The organism is Agrobacterium sp. A3-95 (genome assembly GCF_053521785.1).
In genome coordinates this window covers 56,683-73,419 of the sequence record NZ_JBNWDR010000001.1, presented here as the reverse complement: position 1 = coordinate 73,419, position 16,737 = coordinate 56,683, and the positions used below count along the sequence as shown (strand labels likewise).

The 16,737-nt window shown below is 58.8% G+C and carries 12 protein-coding genes and 1 other annotated feature; of the genes, 5 read left to right on the top strand and 7 right to left on the bottom strand.

Features of this window, described 5'->3' with window-relative positions; translation table 11 throughout:
- The first annotated feature begins 16 nt into the window (after positions 1-16).
- Entirely contained in the window at positions 17-940 is a 924-nt protein-coding gene (locus ACQZ5Y_RS00365) for a hypothetical protein (RefSeq protein ID WP_149909778.1), read from the top strand.
- Between the two features lie 197 nt (positions 941-1,137).
- Here the strand turns inward: ACQZ5Y_RS00365 and ACQZ5Y_RS00360 are convergent, their stop codons facing one another.
- The 6 genes from ACQZ5Y_RS00360 to ACQZ5Y_RS00335 all read right to left on the bottom strand — a co-directional run bounded on the left by ACQZ5Y_RS00360 (position 1,138) and on the right by ACQZ5Y_RS00335 (position 7,630).
- Entirely contained in the window at positions 1,138-1,485 is a 348-nt protein-coding gene (locus tag ACQZ5Y_RS00360; RefSeq protein WP_013635874.1) for a YunG family protein, read from the bottom strand.
- Between the two features lie 159 nt (positions 1,486-1,644).
- Complete coding sequence (locus tag ACQZ5Y_RS00355; RefSeq protein ID WP_174049327.1) at positions 1,645-3,000, bottom strand: esterase-like activity of phytase family protein; 1,356 nt, start codon at positions 2,998-3,000, stop codon at positions 1,645-1,647.
- Between the two features lie 149 nt (positions 3,001-3,149).
- On the bottom strand, positions 3,150-4,178 hold the full coding sequence (locus ACQZ5Y_RS00350; protein ID WP_003512469.1) for an adenylate/guanylate cyclase domain-containing protein: 1,029 nt from the start codon (positions 4,176-4,178) through the stop codon (positions 3,150-3,152).
- Positions 4,179-4,363: 185 nt separating this feature from the next.
- Positions 4,364-4,978, bottom strand: a complete 615-nt coding sequence (locus ACQZ5Y_RS00345) for a hypothetical protein (protein WP_174049328.1) — start codon at positions 4,976-4,978, stop codon at positions 4,364-4,366.
- Positions 4,979-5,115: 137 nt separating this feature from the next.
- Positions 5,116-6,276 carry a ribonuclease D gene (rnd, locus tag ACQZ5Y_RS00340; RefSeq protein WP_003512471.1) on the bottom strand — a complete coding sequence of 387 codons (1,161 nt, stop codon included), beginning with the start codon at positions 6,274-6,276 and terminating at the stop codon, positions 5,116-5,118.
- A gap of 82 nt (positions 6,277-6,358) precedes the next feature.
- A complete protein-coding gene (locus ACQZ5Y_RS00335) occupies positions 6,359-7,630 on the bottom strand; it encodes an MFS transporter (protein ID WP_174049329.1) in 1,272 nt (423 codons plus the stop codon).
- A gap of 180 nt (positions 7,631-7,810) precedes the next feature.
- Here ACQZ5Y_RS00335 and aspS point away from each other — a divergent pair, with 180 nt between their 5' ends.
- From aspS to ACQZ5Y_RS00320, 3 genes are all read left to right on the top strand, one after another.
- A complete protein-coding gene (gene aspS / locus ACQZ5Y_RS00330; protein WP_003512477.1) occupies positions 7,811-9,598 on the top strand; it encodes an aspartate--tRNA ligase in 1,788 nt (595 codons plus the stop codon).
- A 256-nt stretch (positions 9,599-9,854) separates the two neighbouring features.
- Positions 9,855-11,309 (top strand): cell envelope integrity protein CreD, encoded by a 1,455-nt coding sequence (gene creD, locus ACQZ5Y_RS00325; RefSeq protein ID WP_174059795.1) that lies wholly within the window; start codon positions 9,855-9,857, stop codon positions 11,307-11,309.
- Positions 11,310-11,385: 76 nt separating this feature from the next.
- Positions 11,386-11,441, top strand: a sequence feature (sul1 is cis-regulatory element that is thought to sense ions involved in sulfur or methionine metabolism; They are found in Alphaproteobacteria).
- Between the two features lie 74 nt (positions 11,442-11,515).
- On the top strand, positions 11,516-12,997 hold the full coding sequence (locus ACQZ5Y_RS00320; protein ID WP_174049331.1) for a SulP family inorganic anion transporter: 1,482 nt from the start codon (positions 11,516-11,518) through the stop codon (positions 12,995-12,997).
- Between the two features lie 43 nt (positions 12,998-13,040).
- On the opposite strand, the gene ACQZ5Y_RS00315 is transcribed toward ACQZ5Y_RS00320, so the two are convergent.
- Positions 13,041-14,231: a hypothetical protein gene (locus tag ACQZ5Y_RS00315; protein WP_003512485.1), complete on the bottom strand. Its 1,191-nt coding sequence runs from the start codon at positions 14,229-14,231 to the stop codon at positions 13,041-13,043.
- Between the two features lie 230 nt (positions 14,232-14,461).
- On the opposite strand from ACQZ5Y_RS00315, the gene parC reads away from it, so the two are divergent.
- Positions 14,462-16,714 (top strand): DNA topoisomerase IV subunit A, encoded by a 2,253-nt coding sequence (gene parC, locus ACQZ5Y_RS00310; RefSeq protein WP_174049332.1) that lies wholly within the window; start codon positions 14,462-14,464, stop codon positions 16,712-16,714.
- Positions 16,715-16,737: the final 23 nt, after the last annotated feature.

Below are 16,737 nucleotides of genomic sequence, written 5' to 3'. Positions count from 1 at the left end.
TTTTTGGAGGCTTCTCATGAAAATATTGTGTGCTGTTACGGTGTTTGCTGCCTGTATTTTATCGTCGGGTCACGTTGATGCCCAATCAACATGTGAAGGTAAAAAGACCCGTGAAGTATCGGGTTTGAGTTCGGGGAAAATAACCAGCGACGGTACTGTCCTTGGTTATTCTAAGATTAATATTAATATTGACGGATATGGTAAAGCTTACCACCTGAAAAATGCCGCTGCGGGTGCGCTTATTCACCTTTGCAATGCAGGACAGGTATATTTATCGGACGGCACGAAATACCACGGCTCTGTCAACAACGCGACGTGTACCGGCAAGTTCATGACCGATGTCGCGCGGATTGGCAAAGCGCACTGGAAAGACAAATCCGTCGGCGTGGTACGTTGGTACGGCATACTCGGTAAAGACACCGTATCTTTGAATGGTAGCACCGTTCGCGGGGTTGTTCCGGTAGAGCAAGCGGACGGAAGCGGTTTTTTTGTCTCGCCGACTAAGTTTGCCGATCAAAGCATCAAGGACGAGGCCGTTCAGCGTCGTTACGTCAATCCTTTGAGAATTCCCGCCGCGGTCATTCCCGAAAGCGCTATTCTTTCTTCTAACGGCGTTGTCATGGGCTCCTTCGGAGTTGCCATCCGCAAGGATACAAAAATTGCGGTGCCATTTGTCGTGGGTGATGCCGGTCCGAGAATTGGAGAGGGAACGCCCGCGCTAGCGAGATCGCTCGCTGGTTTGCCAATCACCGATAATGTGACGCGCAGCAATAGGTTTGCCGGGCAGGTCGATACAGCGGACGTCTTATGGGTATTTTTCGGGAAAAAAGTACCCGCGGTAAAGTACGATGCAAACAACGAGAATGCGTTGATTAGTGCTTCTCAGAAGGCATTCGCTGCATGGGGTGGCAAGCAGCGTCTGGATGATTGCCTGAAGTAGAATTCCCTTCCAGCGAATTGCCACGAGAGGCAGGTCTCTCCGCAGAAATTGGCGGGGCCTGCCGACACTCAACCCGAGTGCGTCCGGTTAAACGGAATCGCCGGAGATGTTCTGTGTCTTTGTTTTTATGCATTTTCCGGGCGTAAAATCGCCACGTACTTCTACTGAAGATGCTCCAACCTTCATGTTCTGAAAGATCAGCAGTGCCCCAGCGCCTTCCTGATACAGGCGCTGAGATAGGCATATTGCAGGGGCGTGGCCCTTGCCATCGCCTCCGTGCGGGTGGCGGGCCTGTCCTCGTAACCGACCGGAATATCGAACTGGGTGAAGGTGAAATCCCAGCGGGTGCCGTTGACGATATTGTAGAAATGGTCGGCGCCGCTAACGACGGTTTTGGCGAGGTCGCCACCGAAAATATCCTGCACCACAAGAGCTGTAACGCCGCCTTGCCCCCTGGCTGGGTTTTCTCTCGACCACAGGCTGCTGGTTTCGAGCGACCAGCTTTTCCTCAGGGCGTAATACAGTCGTTCGGCATTGTCCTGCATGACGGGTCTTTCCTGTTTCGGAACCGGGTTCCGGGTCAGGTTGGGTCGGTACAGTAACGGAGCGCCTCGCTTCCTTTTTCAGGCCGCAGGAACGCTCCGTTCAGTTGAGATTGCGCCGATGCGCTGACGGTGCCGGAACGAATTCCGGCACTCCTTTCCTCACTTCGCGTCGAGAAGGTCCTTGACTTCCAGCAGGACGAACTCGTTGTCGTCAGCCTTGTCCAGCGCACGGCCGGCCGAGAAGGGCAGGTTGTTGTCGTTGCCGACGATGATATGGGTGGCGTCGACACGGTCGACATTCTCGATGGTCACGAACGGCATGTCGTAGAAACCGTTGCCGCCGCCCTGACGCTTCCTGTTATCAGGATCGGAGATCTTCAGCAGATCGATATAGCCGATCTTGCGCGCCGCCTTGCCAGCATTGGCGTCGTTGAATTCGATCTTGTAGATGCGCTTGACCTTGGAAGGTACGGCAAAGCAGTTTACGTCCGGCTTCTTCGGGTCGGCGCAGGCCTTGTCGGCGGTGCCGGCGCCATTGTCACGCTCGATGACCAGCGCGGTGCTCTCGTCCAGCATGTTGAAATCGCCGATGGCTTCGCCACCTTGCGCCAGCGGGTAGAGCCAGGTGCGGCCTGTCCATTCCTTCTTGGCGGTATCGAGCTCGATGATGCGAAGGGCGGTTGAGCCGTCTTCGGTCTTTTCGACCTGACCTTCGGCGGTGTAGAGCGGGCCTTCGAGAAGGCCGTAAAGCTTCGAGCCGTCCTTGGAGAGCGCCATGCCTTCATAACCACCTGATCGTTTCAGGTTGAAGGCGGGCATTTTCTGCGTGGGGTTGCCGGGCAGTGCCAGGGTCGGATGATCCGGGGACTTCACCTCGATATCGCCGGCCTTGGTGGCGATGACGTCGGTCAGCTTGCCGTCGCGGGTGAATTTCAGGATGTAGGGACCGAACTCTTCGCCCACCCAGAAGCCGTCGGCAACGGGCTGAATGGATTCGACGTCGAAGTCGGCGCCCGTCAGGTAACGTTTGGTCGAACCTTCCATGACGATGGGGAAGGGAGCTTTCTTGTCCGGGTCGGAAAGGAACACGGTCTCCAGCGCGCTGACCTTGCCGGCATCCCAGTCGAATTTGATGTGGTGGAGCATCAGCATGGCATCGCTGGAGTTGAGCTTCGAGCCGAAACCATTGTCGGAAAGGCTCCAGAAGCTGCCGTCCTCCATGGCCTTGATGCCGGAAAAGCCTTGCATGGCCTGGCCGTTGAACGGCATGGAGAGGCCGGTCGGGCGAACGCCATCCTTGCCGGGCACGGTGCCGAGACCCTCGGCGCGCTTGCGGTCGGCCGTCGTGAACTTGGCGGATGTCTTGAGGTATTCCGGCGCATCGGCAGGTGCTGCGATGATGGTGTTGGCGGGCAGAATGGCGTGCGAGACCAGCTTTGCCGGAAACTCCTGCTCTGCATGGGATGCGGTTGCGAGCGCAAGAACGGCGAAAGGTGCGAAAAGAATATGCTTCATGGTGGAGACCCCTCAATGCCTGTTGAAGACAGGACTGAGGCGATAGGGGTGCCACATGACAGGCAGGTGATTGCAGTTTGAAGCTTTGATGAATTTTGATGACGGGCGGCCTCGGAAACGAAGCTACCCGTTTGTTTTCAGGGGTTTTTTCAGGCGGCTGGGGCCTGATATTGGCTGAGCGTACACACGCCGAGCGTCTGCCCGCGTCCCTTGACAGCATGTTCGCCGAGATATTCGCTGCGAACACCTTTGGGTAGCACCAGCTGATGGGCGAGATCGGCAGAAATCAGCACGGGATGGCCGAGCATCTTGCTCAGTGATTCGAGCCGCGAAGTGGTGTTCACCGTGTCGCCAAAATAGGTGATCTTGTGGTGATCGACGCCGATTTCGGCTGTTATGACCGGCCCGCCATGAATCGCAAAGCGAAGGCGCGGCACTTCGCCGAAACGGGCGAGCCACATGTCGCGCTTGTCCTCGATGGTCGCCTGGATATCGAAAACACAGCGCACGCAGGCTGCCCGCCTTATCGCCATGTGATAGGGCCAGGTGATGATGGCCGCGTCGCCGATGTAGTCGTCAATGACGCCGCCATGTCTTCTGACGGGGGCTGCGTAGCTCGCGAAGATTTCGCCCAGAAACTCCTGCGCCTTCAGGTCGCCATGGGTTTCGGCAAACGAAGTGGAGCCGACGAGGTCGATGAAGATGAAGACGCGGTCTTCGCTGACTGGACGGCGATAGCGCCCAAGGATGAGATCGATGAAGATGTCACGGCCCAGCAGTTCGCGCACGCGCATGATGAAAACGATGATGCCGCAGACGATGAGGGTGAAGATCAGTGTCTGCACCTCGGCATGCACCGCCCGTTTCCAGGTGCCGGGAAATATGCCGCTAACCCACAGAATGGTACCGCCAAGCCCGAAGCCACAGAAGACGAGGACGGCGTAGATGATGAGGCCGACGGCAATATAGGCCGGTGTCGGCAATGCGCTTACCTGCCGCGACAGACCGGGCAGCACGTAACCACGCTCGAAGGCGAGGATTGGCGCACAGGCGAACAGCGCATAGGTGGCGCCAATGAGCGCGCCGCCGCCATATTCCAGAAACGCGTAGGCCACCCCGCTGCCGGCCACGGCAACGAAGAGCACCACGTAATCCAGAATGGGCAGCAATTTTCTCATGTCGGTTCTTGATCTCGGGGAAGGGAAGCGTCGTGCCCCCGTCAGGCGAAGCTTCTGTTCAAGTCATATGCGACATTAATGTGGAAAATGCGCTGCAAAAAGTGACCATTCGGTAAGGTCACATGAAGGATTGGAAAGGCTGTTGCCCCGTTGCCGCAAAAGGGCTGTGCACCCGGCTCTACTACTTAATAGGATGTTCTGTAATAGACCGTTTCAAGCGGCGATTGCGGACGGTCGTCCGGCGAGCGGTTCGACCATGTGACGGGGAAGGCGGCAAAACGCAGCCGGTTGCCGTCTATCCATGCCCGGTCGAACAGGGTTTCTCCCTTGCTGGCAAAGGTGATGGCCGCGCAGGTCCGACCATCGACATCGAAGGGAATATTCTCTTTCCAGCCAGTCAACCCGCAGCCGGTACCCTTCGGGTCGCCATTATAATGCTCGACAACCGCGGGGTCGTTGGGTGTCATGGCGATCGAGATGACGGTATGGGCAAAGAGCATGCTGTCGTTGTCCTTCAGGCCACCATCCAGCGTGCCTTCGTAACGCACCTGCACCGTGGGCTGCTGGCAGCTGCTGCGGGCGTAAATCTGTGAGACAGCATGCATGCGGCCACCGCGTATGGTGATGCGCGTGACGATGCCGTGACGATCGTTCTTGCCGATCTCAAGGCAATCGGTCGTCCATTCGCCCTGAAGATCGACCTTGCCGTCATCGGCGCGCGCTGACGTGGATGAAAGAGTAGGGAAAATGCCTGCGGCCGCAATAGATGCGGCCAACAGCAGAGCACGGGCAGGTTTCATGGAAATACCCTCAAAGCGAGACCATCTGCAAAGAGATGGACCGCGATGCGGGCAAAATTTGGGTTGGCGCAGGTCCAGTAAAAGCAGAGACGCTTTTGCGTCCGGACAATGCGCAAAACTGCGCGAGGCGCGGGCGATCAGGCCTCGCTCACCGCCACATCAACCGCCTCGACCTTCTTGCCGGCGAAACGCAATGCCACTTCGCCATTGATGAGCTTCAGCGCCACATCGCCAAACAGTTCGCGCCGCCAGCCGGTCAGCGCTGCCACGGTGGCAGCCTCGCCCTCGGAAGCGATCTTGTCCAGATCTTCGCTGTTGGCGATGACCTTTGCTGCGACGCCGTGCTTGTCTGCCGTTAGCTTCAGGAGAACTTTCAAAAGCTCCACGGCAGCGCCGGAGCCTTCCGGTGCGTGGCTGTGACGTGGCGCCTTCGGCATTTCCTCTTTCGGAAGTGCCAGCGCCGCATTCACGGTCTCGATGATGGCCGTGCCGGAGGAGGAGCGCTCCCAGCCCTTCGGGATGGTGCGAAGCCGCGACAGCGCCTCGGTGTCCTTCGGCTGCTGCTGTGCGATTTCGAAGATCGCATCGTCTTTCAGCACGCGTGAGCGCGGCACGTTGCGCGACCGCGCCTCACGTTCACGCCATGCTGCTACAAATTTGAGGATGGCGAGTTCAGTCGGCTTGCGCAGGCGCGATTTCAACCGCAGCCAGGCATCGTCGGGATGCATGTCATAGGTTTCGCGCGATTCCAGAATGTCCATCTCTTCGGTCAGCCAAAGCGAGCGGCCTTCACGCTCCAGCTGCGCCTTGAGCGCCAGATAGACATCGCGCAGATGGGTGACGTCGGCCAGCGCATAATCCAGCTGCTTTTCCGTCAGCGGGCGGCGGCTCCAGTCCGTGAAGCGTGAGGATTTGTCGATCTGCACATTCTTGATCCTCTGGACCAGCTGGTCGTAAGAGATCGAATCGCCGAAACCGCACACCATGGCCGCGACCTGCGTATCGAAGATCGGGTGCGGAATAAGCCCGCCAAGATGATAGATGATTTCGATATCCTGACGCGCCGCATGGAAAACCTTCACGACATCGGGATTGGCCATGAGTTCGAACAGCGGCGTAAGGTCGAGACCCTTGGCGAGCGGGTCGACCAGTACCTCAAGGGTAGGGCTCGCCATCTGCACGAGACAAAGCTCGGGCCAGAAGGTCGTCTCACGCAGAAACTCGGTGTCGATGGTAATGAATTCCGATTTCGCCAGTTCCGTGCAGGCTTCGGCGAGGGCGGCAGTCGTTTCAATCATTGCAAATGGCCACTCGTGAAAATTATCCGTCTTACTTTCCCTTTGCCGGGCGCATGTCAATACAAAGCCCGCTTTTGAAGGCTCAAGGATCGTTTTTCTCTGGTGGTTTTGGCGTCGGCCCGTCGTTTTTGGGCGGTGAAGGGGCGGCCAGCTTCTGAAAATAGGCCGAGGTGCGCAAAAGCGGGCGGAACCGCCAGTTCCGCTCCTCAACGGGTACTCCCTCGCGCACCCGCAGCCGGTATATGGTGTAGGCGATGAAGACGATCTGGATCGCGGCCGTGTAGCTGAACAGCGCTTTGGGACCGAACTGGTCGATCAGGACGGAGGCGAGCAGCGGCCCGACGGTTGCACCCACCGACCAGAAGAACAGCAGCCCGGCAGACACCATCGCATGTTCGCCGTCTTTGGCATGGTCGTTGCCATGGGCGGAACTCAGTGAATAGAGCGGCAGGGCAAAGGCGCCGAACACGAAGACGCCTATGATGTTGCTCCATTCGTCCGAGCCGGCGAACAGGGCGAGAAACAGACCGACAATCACGGAGCACGCCGTGGTGGCGAGAATGATGATGCGGCGGTCGTAACGGTCTGAATAGACGCCGAGCGGATATTGCAAGACCACGCCGCCGATGATGCCCGCACTCATGAAGGTGGCGATGGCGGTGACGGAAAGGCCGATCTGTTCGGCATAGATTGGCCCGATGTTGCGAAAAGCCGCCATGCTGAGGCCGACAGCCACGCAGCCGACTACGGCAAGCGGTGAGATGCGCCACACCGCGAAAAGATTGAACGGGATCTGTTTCGGCGGCGCGGGGTTGGATTTGTCGGCAATCGAGATCGGCACCAGCGACAGCGTGAGCGCCATGGCGATCAGCGAAAACACCACAGGCCCGTCAATGCCGGCGACGGGAATGATATATTGGGCGAGCGTCACGGAACCGAGATCGACGAAACGATAGATGGACAGCGTGCGCGCACGGTTGGAATTCGTCACCTGCGCATTGATCCAGCTTTCGATCGCGGCGAAAAGACAGGCGACCGCAATACCGATGACGAAGCGCATCAACATCCAGAACAAGGGATGAAGGACAAGCGGCATGGCGATCGAGGCGGCCGATGCGACCGCCGCCATGGTGGCGAAGGTGCGGATATGGCCAATCTTGCGCAGAAGGCGCGTCACCGAAATGCAGCCGAGCGCGAATCCGATGCTGTAGGCGGCGCTGATGAGGCCGATGGTGCTGGCCGAAAACCCTTCGGACAGGCCCCGCAGCGCGATATAGGTTCCCTGCAGACCGTTGCCGCCAATCAGAATGCCGGCGGTGACGAGAAGCGGGATAAGAGGTCTGATCTGGCTCATTGCGGGCCGACTCGGTTTGGCGGGCTGAATAAGCACTATCTAAAGCGAAGGTGCGCGAAAGGACAGGCTGAACGCGACATTGTTGTGCTTTGCCTTGACAAATCGGGCTGGTCATGCGCTTTTCCGGCAAATTTCGACAGTGCCGCCCATCTGGCCCACGACACGCTCCAGGATATTAAAATGCATCGTTACCGCAGCCACACCTGTGCCGCTCTCCGCAAGTCCGACGTCGGCGAAACCGTTCGCCTTTCCGGTTGGGTTCATCGCGTGCGAGATCATGGCGGCGTTCTCTTTATCGACCTTCGCGACCACTACGGCATTACCCAGGTCGTGGCCGACCCCGATAGCCCGGCCTTCAAGGTTGCCGAGACGGTGCGCGGTGAATGGGTGATCCGCATTGACGGTCTCGTCAAGGCGCGGTCCGAAGACACCATCAACAAGGGCATGGCCACTGGCGAGATCGAGCTTTATGCGCAGGAGATCGAGGTTCTGGGCGTTGCCAAGGAACTGCCGCTGCCCGTCTTCGGTGAGCCTGAATATCCCGAAGATGTTCGCCTGAAGTATCGCTTCCTCGACCTGCGCCGCGAAACCCTGCACAAGAACATCGTCAAGCGCACGCAGATCATCTCCTCCATGCGCAAGGGTATGGGCGATCTGGGCTTTGCCGAATATACGACGCCGATCCTCACCGCATCCTCGCCGGAAGGCGCGCGCGACTTCCTCGTTCCCTCGCGCATCCACGAAGGCCAGTTCTTCGCGCTGCCGCAGGCCCCTCAGCAGTACAAGCAGCTTCTGATGGTGGCCGGTTTCGACCGCTACTTCCAGATCGCTCCATGCTTCCGCGATGAAGACCCGCGTGCAGACCGTCTGCCGGGCGAATTCTACCAGCTCGACGTCGAAATGAGCTTCGTGACCCAGGAAGACGTCTGGACCACGATGGAGCCGATGATGACGGCCGTTTTCGAACAGTTTGCCGAAGGCAAGCCGGTGACGAAAGAATGGCCGCGCATTCCCTATGACGAATCGATCCGTAAATACGGCTCCGACAAGCCGGACCTGCGCAACCCGATTGTCATGGAAGCCGTGACCGAACATTTCGATGGCTCGGGCTTCAAGGTTTTCGCCAACATGATCGCCTCCAACCCCAAGGTGCAGGTTTGGGCTATCCCGGCCAAGACCGGTGGGTCGCGTGCATTCTGCGATCGCATGAACGCCTGGGCGCAGAGCCAGGGCCAGCCGGGCCTCGGCTACATCTTCTGGAAGGAAGAAGAAGGCAAGGTTGCCGGCTCCGGTCCGCTTGCCAAGAACATCGGCGAGGAACGCACCGAGGCGCTGCGCCAGCAGCTCGGCCTTGAGGCGGGCGACGCCTGCTTCTTCGTCGCGGGCGATCCCGCCAAGTTCTACAAGTTTGCCGGCGAGGCGCGCACCCGTGCCGCCGACGAGCTGAACCTGATTGACCGCGACCGTTTCGAAATGTGCTGGATCGTCGATTTCCCCTTCTTCGAATATAACGACGAAGAAAAGAAGATCGATTTCGCCCACAACCCCTTCTCCATGCCGCAGGGTGGCATGGAAGCGCTGGAAGGACAGGATCCGCTCTCCATCAAGGCTTTCCAGTATGACGCGGTCTGCAACGGCTTCGAAATCGCCTCCGGCTCTATCCGTAACCAGTCGCCCGAGCTGATGGTCAAGGCTTTTGAAAAGGTCGGCCTGTCGCAGAGCGACGTGGAAGAGCGCTTCGGCGGTCTCTACCGCGCCTTCCAGTACGGTGCGCCTCCGCACGGCGGTTGCGCCTTCGGTATCGACCGTGTGGTCATGCTTCTGGTTGGTGCGAAGAACCTGCGCGAAATCACGCTGTTCCCGATGAACCAGCAGGCGCAGGACCTGCTGATGAACGCGCCGTCCCCGGCAACGCCGACCCAGCTTCGCGAGCTGGCGCTGCGCGTGGTTCCGTCCAAGAAGGACTGATCTCAACCGCCACGGGTTTTGAACAAAAGGGCTGGCGGCGACGCCGGCCCTTTCTGTTTCTGCAACGAACGTGGGAAAGTCACAATTTTACCGCGAGTTTAACGGAATTCCGAACGTAATCAGCCGGAATCCGATCCCAGTATAGTTTTGCGCTCATTTTGGGGACGCAAAGACTATCGGGGATTTTAAACTTGGGACAGCGCCAGCCGAACTTCGCTTGGGGTTGCGGCGCGATCATATTTATAAGGATTTCAGAATGGCACATGAATCGGAAAAAGACCTCGCCCCGGCCGGTGGGCAGATGCCGCCAGCCCCGCCTCGCAACGGCTTCGCCGTCAGCCTGCGCTCACCGGGCGCCAAGTTTCTGATGATCGGTTTCATATCGATGGTTCTGCTCGTACCGCTGCTTCTCGTCTGGGCGCTGACGGAAGAGCGCGCCTCGCGGGCCGAGGATGTTTCGGGCCGTATCGCCAGCGGCTGGGGTGGCGATCAGGTGGTGAACGGCCCTTATCTCGCCGTGCCTTTCGACGTGGAAAGACGCCGCGAGGTGAACGGCCAGAGCATCGTCGATCGCACGACCGAATGGGCGCTGGTCATGCCGGAAACGCTTGATGTCACGGCCGATCTGAAGACCGAGGAGAAGCGGCTGTCGATCTACAGCCTGCCGGTCTATAATGGCGACCTTGTCCTCAAAGGCCGGTTCGGTGCCGGCATCCTTCAGGATCTCGCCCGCTTCTCCGGCACGCCCCGCCTCGACAGCGCCATTCTCGTTCTCAGCATACAGGATATGACCGGCATTCGCTCGAGCGCCGGTGTCAGGATCGATGGCGGTTCCGTATTGCCGTTCGATCCCGGCATGCGTGATATCTCTGTCATAGCGCCCCGCACGGGTGCGCAGGACATGTCCATCAGGTCCGATGCCGGCGTGCACAGATCGATCGAAAGAGGCCTTGTCGAGAAAGGCTTCGATTTCGATATAGCCTTCTCCCTGAATGGTTCCGGCAGCTTTGCCGTCGCGCCCGCCGGCCAGACCACCAGTTTGGCGGCCAAGGCCAACTGGCCGCATCCCGGCTTTGAAGGCCTGTTCCTGCCGGAGGAAAAGACCGTCACAGCCTCGGATTTCACGGCCAACTGGACAATCCCCTATCTCGCAAGGGGCATAGACCGCGTGGTCGAGAGTTCGCGCCTGCCGCTGACCGACAGCCTGATGAGGATCAACCTCGTCGAGCCCGTGAAATTCTACCAGATCATCGCCCGGACACTCAAATATTCGATAGGCTTCATCTCTCTGGTGTTCCTGGCCGTCTTCATCGTCGAACTGAGGGGCGGCAGCAGCGTGCACTGGATCCAGTACGTGCTGACGGGGCTGGCGCTGATCGTTTTCTACGTGCTGCTGCTCGCACTTGCGGAACAGACGGGCTTCACCATCGCCTATGCTGCGGCGTCGCTTCTGACAGCGCTCCTGATCTCCTCCTATCTCGGAAGCGCAACCCGTAGCCGCAAGAACGGGGTAGCCCTGTTCACGGTTCTGGCGGTGGCTTATGGGGTCATGTATCTGGTTCTGAATGAGGATGAATATGCGCTGCTGGCCGGCGCGTTGATATCTTTCATCGCCATTGCTGCCACCATGTTCGCAACCCGCAGGGTCGACTGGTCGGGAACCGGCCCAACCCAGCACAACACCAATATTGGTCGCAGCGAAGCCTCGTAAGGCGCATCGCCAGCATCGAAAAGCGGGCATGCAACTTGCTGCCCGCTTTTTTGCCGTCTATAGGTGGACCACTCACCACGGACCCGGTGAAATTCCGGGTGGCTCTTCTGGCCGCCGATCCGCCAGACAACGCAAAGCACCGACATTCTTTTTCAATCTACCGGACATGCTTCCGGCCGGTGCGTCATACTTTGCGAAAAAATCAAATGAACAGATTTCAGACTTACAGACGTGAGTGGTTTTCCAATATTCGCGGCGATGTGCTTTCCGGCATCGTCGTCGCACTCGCGCTCATTCCCGAAGCAATCGGCTTTTCCGTCATCGCCGGCGTCGATCCGAAGGTGGGGTTGTTTGCTTCTTTCGCTATTGCCTGCGTCTGCGCCTTCACCGGTGGCCGTCCGGGCATGATTTCCGCGGCAACCGCCGCCACAGCCGTCCTGATGGTGACGCTGGTGAAGGAACACGGCCTGCAATATCTCTTTGCGGCGACCATCCTCATGGGTGTGCTGCAGATCGCTGCGGGCTTTGCAAGGCTCGGGCGGGTGATGCGCTTCGTCTCTCGCTCAGTCATGACCGGCTTCGTCAATGCACTGGCGATCCTGATCTTCATGGCGCAATTGCCCGAGCTGATAGGCGTGCCTATCGCAACCTACGTCATGATCGCGGCTGGTCTTGCGATCATCTATCTCTTCCCGCTGGTCACGAAAATCATCCCGTCGCCGCTGGTCGCCATCGTCGTTTTGACCTGCGTGGCGGTGTTTTTCGGCATGGATATCCGCACCGTCGGCAATCTCGGCGAGCTGCCCTCGACGCTGCCGGTCTTCGCCCTGCCACAGGTGCCGCTGACTTTCGAAACGCTGCAGATCATCTTTCCGTATTCCGCAGCGCTGGCTGCCGTCGGTCTCCTGGAATCCCTGCTGACGGCACAGATCGTTGACGACATGACAGATACCGGCAGCAACAAGAGCCGGGAATGCATCGGGCAGGGGACAGGCAACATCGCCTCCGCGCTGATCGGCGGGATGGGCGGCTGCGCCATGATCGGCCAGTCGGTCATCAACGTCAGATCCGGCGGCAGGGGCAGGCTCTCCACCTTTGTGGCGGGCGCCTTCCTGCTGTTCCTCATTCTGGTGCTGGATGATCTTGTCCGCATCATTCCAATGGCCGCTCTTGTGGCTGTCATGATCATGGTTTCGATCGGCACCTTCTCGTGGCGTTCGATTCTCGATCTCAGCCGCAATCCACCGTCTTCCAGCATCGTCATGCTGGTAACGGTCGGGACCGTGCTGGCGACCCATGATCTCGCAAAAGGCGTGCTCGCCGGCGTGCTTCTCTCCGGCGTGTTTTTCGCGGGGAAGGTTTCAAAACTCTTCCACGTTCGTCCAGAGCTTGTCGCGGATGGACGGCATCGCATCTATCGCGTCGATGGGCAGATTTTCTTCGCCTCGACGGAAAGCTTCATTGCCGCCTTCGATTTTGCCGAAGACGTGGAAACGGTCACCATCGACGTCACAAAGGCGCATCTGTGGGATATCTCGGCTGTCGGTGCACTGGATAAGGTCGTGCTGAAATTCCGCAAGACCGGCAAGACGGTCGAGGTGATCGGCGTCAACGAAGCGAGCGCCCATATGATCGACCGTTTCGCCCTGCACGACAAGCAGGATGGAGCGACAGCCCCGCTCCACTGACCGGAATTAAAAAGCCCCGGCGTAACCGGGGCTTTTTGTTGTGCTATTCGTTTGCCGTCACCGTCACGCCGAGCATTGTCGGCAGGGTGTTCGGCGCGCCCATGGCGGCGCCCATGATCATCGGGAAGGGAACCGGCTTTTCCGGTTCGGCCGAGATAGAGAAGCTCTTCGGATTGTCGATGTAGGCGTTGATCGCAGCCGACACCATGTTCTGCAATTCCGGAACGTTGAGCGAAGCCATCATGATGGGCGCCATGCCCTTGATGGTCTGGGAAAGCTGATCGCTGGTCATACCCTGCTGGCTTGCAGCGTAGTCGATGGCGCGCTTGGTGATGCTGGCATCTTCGAAGCTGATTTCGGCATTAACGAAGGAAAGCTGCTGCATCAGGCCGAGCATGGCAAGGCCCGCTGCCTGTTCGGCCTGTTCCTTGTTCGGATTTGCAGCCTGCGCCTTCACCGTCTCCTGCATCGATTTGATGAAGGCGAGTGTGTAACCGGAGAAACCGAACGACATGTTGAGACGGCCGACCTTGTCGAGGTCGATGGCATATTCCTCGACGTCTACGGTGCCGGAGGCAACTTCCCAGCTTCCGCTCATGGTCATGTTGCCGGAAAGGGCCTGCAGATTGAGCTTTTCAATTGCGTCCTTCGTGGCCGGATCGTTGACTTCGCTGAGATCGGCTTTGAAGCCGGATGCGTCGAGATCGAAGCCGATCGAGGCCTTGTCGTCGCTGACAGACATCGTTGCGCTGCTTTCCTCGAGCGAGAAAGCCTGCTTGCCATCGATGGAGACGGAAATCGGACCGCTATGCGCCTCGTCGTAGAACATCAGCGCATCAATCGTGCCCGTCGTCGCATCGGCAGGGATGGTGAGACCCGACATGTAGATGTCGTTGGCCTTGATCTCCACGTTTTCCTGCTTGTAATCGACATTGTCGAAACGCGCGTTCTTGATCTTGTAGCCGCCGTTGTTTTCCTCGACGCCTTCAAGGGTGACGTTGCCGACCGGAATTTTTTTGGCCGGATCGGCAGCCGCATTGAAGGTCACGCCGTTCAGCGTCACCGTGTCGCCGTTGACGGCGACGGATCCGGCGGCGATTTCACCGCCCTGCGCGGCGTAGGCGGCGTTGATCTTTTTCAGAACGTCGTTGCCATCCAGTGCGAATGCCGGTGCGGAAAGCGCGAGAAGCGCGGCACTTGCGAAAAGAATCTGCCGGGTGGATTTCAGTCTCATAGTGTTTCTTCCCTCAATGTGCGGATGTGCACCGTGTTCTAAATGTGAATGGTGACATTTATATTCGCGATTATTCAAAGGTCTACAGGATTTAGATCGATTCGTATGACGGCGGCATTGCGGCATTCGCAACGCAGTTAATAAAAATCCTCACAAAAGGCGTCGTTTCGTCCACAGCCGAGACCCCCGAGTTCCTTGCCGGGAATCGGCATTTCCGCTAGTCAAGCACCATGGGAAAAAATCTTGTACCTCCGTCAGGCGGAGACGATAACATTCATCCGGTCGATTTGAAGGCGGCGCTTGAAGAGCGCTACCTCGCTTACGCCTTGTCCACGATCATGCATCGTGCGCTGCCGGATGTGCGCGATGGACTGAAGCCGGTTCACCGCCGCATCATCCACGCCATGAGCGAAATGGGCATCCGCCCCAACTCGGCTTTCAAGAAATGCGCCCGTATCGTCGGTGACGTTATCGGTAAGTTCCATCCGCATGGCGACCAGTCGGTCTACGATGCGCTGGTCCGTCTCGCGCAGGATTTCTCGCAGCGTTATCCGATCGTGGACGGGCAGGGCAATTTTGGCAATATCGATGGCGACGGCGCCGCCGCCTATCGTTATACCGAAGCACGCATGACCGATGTGGCAGCGCTGCTGCTCGAAGGCATCGGCGAGGACGCGGTTGACTTCCGCGCTACCTATAATGAGGAAGACGAGGAGCCGGTCGTCCTCCCGGGCGCGTTCCCCAATCTGCTTGCCAACGGTGCCTCCGGCATTGCCGTCGGCATGGCGACGTCCATCCCGCCGCACAACGCCCATGAACTGTGCGACGCAGCTCTGCATCTCATCAAGCATCCGGATGCGACGGTTGAAAAGCTGGTGGAATTCATTCCCGGCCCCGACCTGCCGACCGGCGGCGTGATCATCGAAAGCCGCGAGAACATTCTCGAAGCCTATAAGACCGGGCGCGGTGGTTTCCGCGTGCGCGCCAAATGGGAAACGGAAGACCTCGGACGTGGCGGCTATCAGATCGTCATCACCGAAATCCCGTTCCAGGTGCAGAAATCGCGGCTGATCGAAAAGATCGCCGAGCTGCTGCTCGCCCGCAAACTGCCGCTGCTTGAGGATGTCCGCGACGAATCGGCCGAAGACGTGCGTATCGTGCTGGTTCCGAAAAACCGCACCGTCGACGCGACGCTGCTGATGGAATCGCTGTTCCGTCTGTCCGACCTTGAAAGCCGCCTGCCGCTCAACATGAACGTACTGTCGCTTGGCAGGGTGCCGAAGGTCATGGCGCTGAACGAGGTTCTGAGCGAATGGCTGGCACACCGCAAGGACGTGCTGGTCCGCCGTTCCCGCCATCGTCTTGCGGCCATCGATCGCAGGCTCGAGATTCTGGGCGGCCTGCTGGTCGCCTATCTCAATCTCGATGAGGTGATCCGTATCATCCGCGAGGAGAACGAGCCGAAACAGGTGATGATGGCCAAGTGGTCACTCACCGATAATCAGGCCGAAGCCATCCTCAACATGCGTCTGCGCAATCTGCGCAAGCTTGAGGAATTCGAAATCCGCAAGGAGTTCGACGAACTCAGCAGCGAGAAGGCTGAAATCGAGGGGCTGCTCGCCTCCGATGAAAAGCAATGGCAGACCGTCGCCTGGGAAATCGGCGAGGTCAAAAAGAAATATGCCAAGGCAACGGAGATCGGCCGTCGCCGCACGCAGTTTGCGGATGCGCCGGATGCCGACATCGAGGCCATCCAGCAGGCGATGATCGAAAAGGAACCGGTCACCATCGTCATCTCGCAGAAGGGGTGGATCAGGGCGCTCAAGGGGCATATGTCCGATACGTCGGCTCTGACCTTCAAGGAGGGCGATGGCCCGAAGCTCGCCTTCCCGGCGCAGACGACCGACAAGTTGCTGCTGCTGACCACCGGTGGCAAGGCCTACACGCTCGGCGCAGACAAGCTGCCGGGCGGTCGCGGCCATGGCGAGCCGATCCGCATCATGGTCGATATGGAGAACGATCAGGACATCCTGACGGCCTTCGTTCACGATCCGTCGCGCAAGCTTCTGCTCGTCTCGACTGGCGGCAACGGCTTCATCGTGGCCGAAAGCGAAATGGTCGCAAACACCCGCAAGGGCAAGCAGATCATGAATGTCGCCATGCCTGACGAAGCCAAGCTCGCCGTACCTGTTACGGGCGACCATGTCGCCGTCGTTGGCGAAAACCGCAAGCTTCTGGCTTTCCCGCTGTCGCAGGTGCCGGAAATGTCACGCGGCAAGGGCGTGCGCCTGCAACGCTACAAGGACGGCGGCGTCGTTGATGTGAAATGTTTCGCGCTCGCAGACGGCTTGAGCTGGTCCGACACGGCCGGGCGCCTCTTCACCAAGGTCGGTGAGGAATTGCGCGAATGGCTGGCAGACCGCGCCACCGTAGGCCGCACCGTACCGAAGGGCTTTCCGCGTAGCGGGAAATTTGGCGGGTAACAGCTGAAAGACGTCCCGAGCGA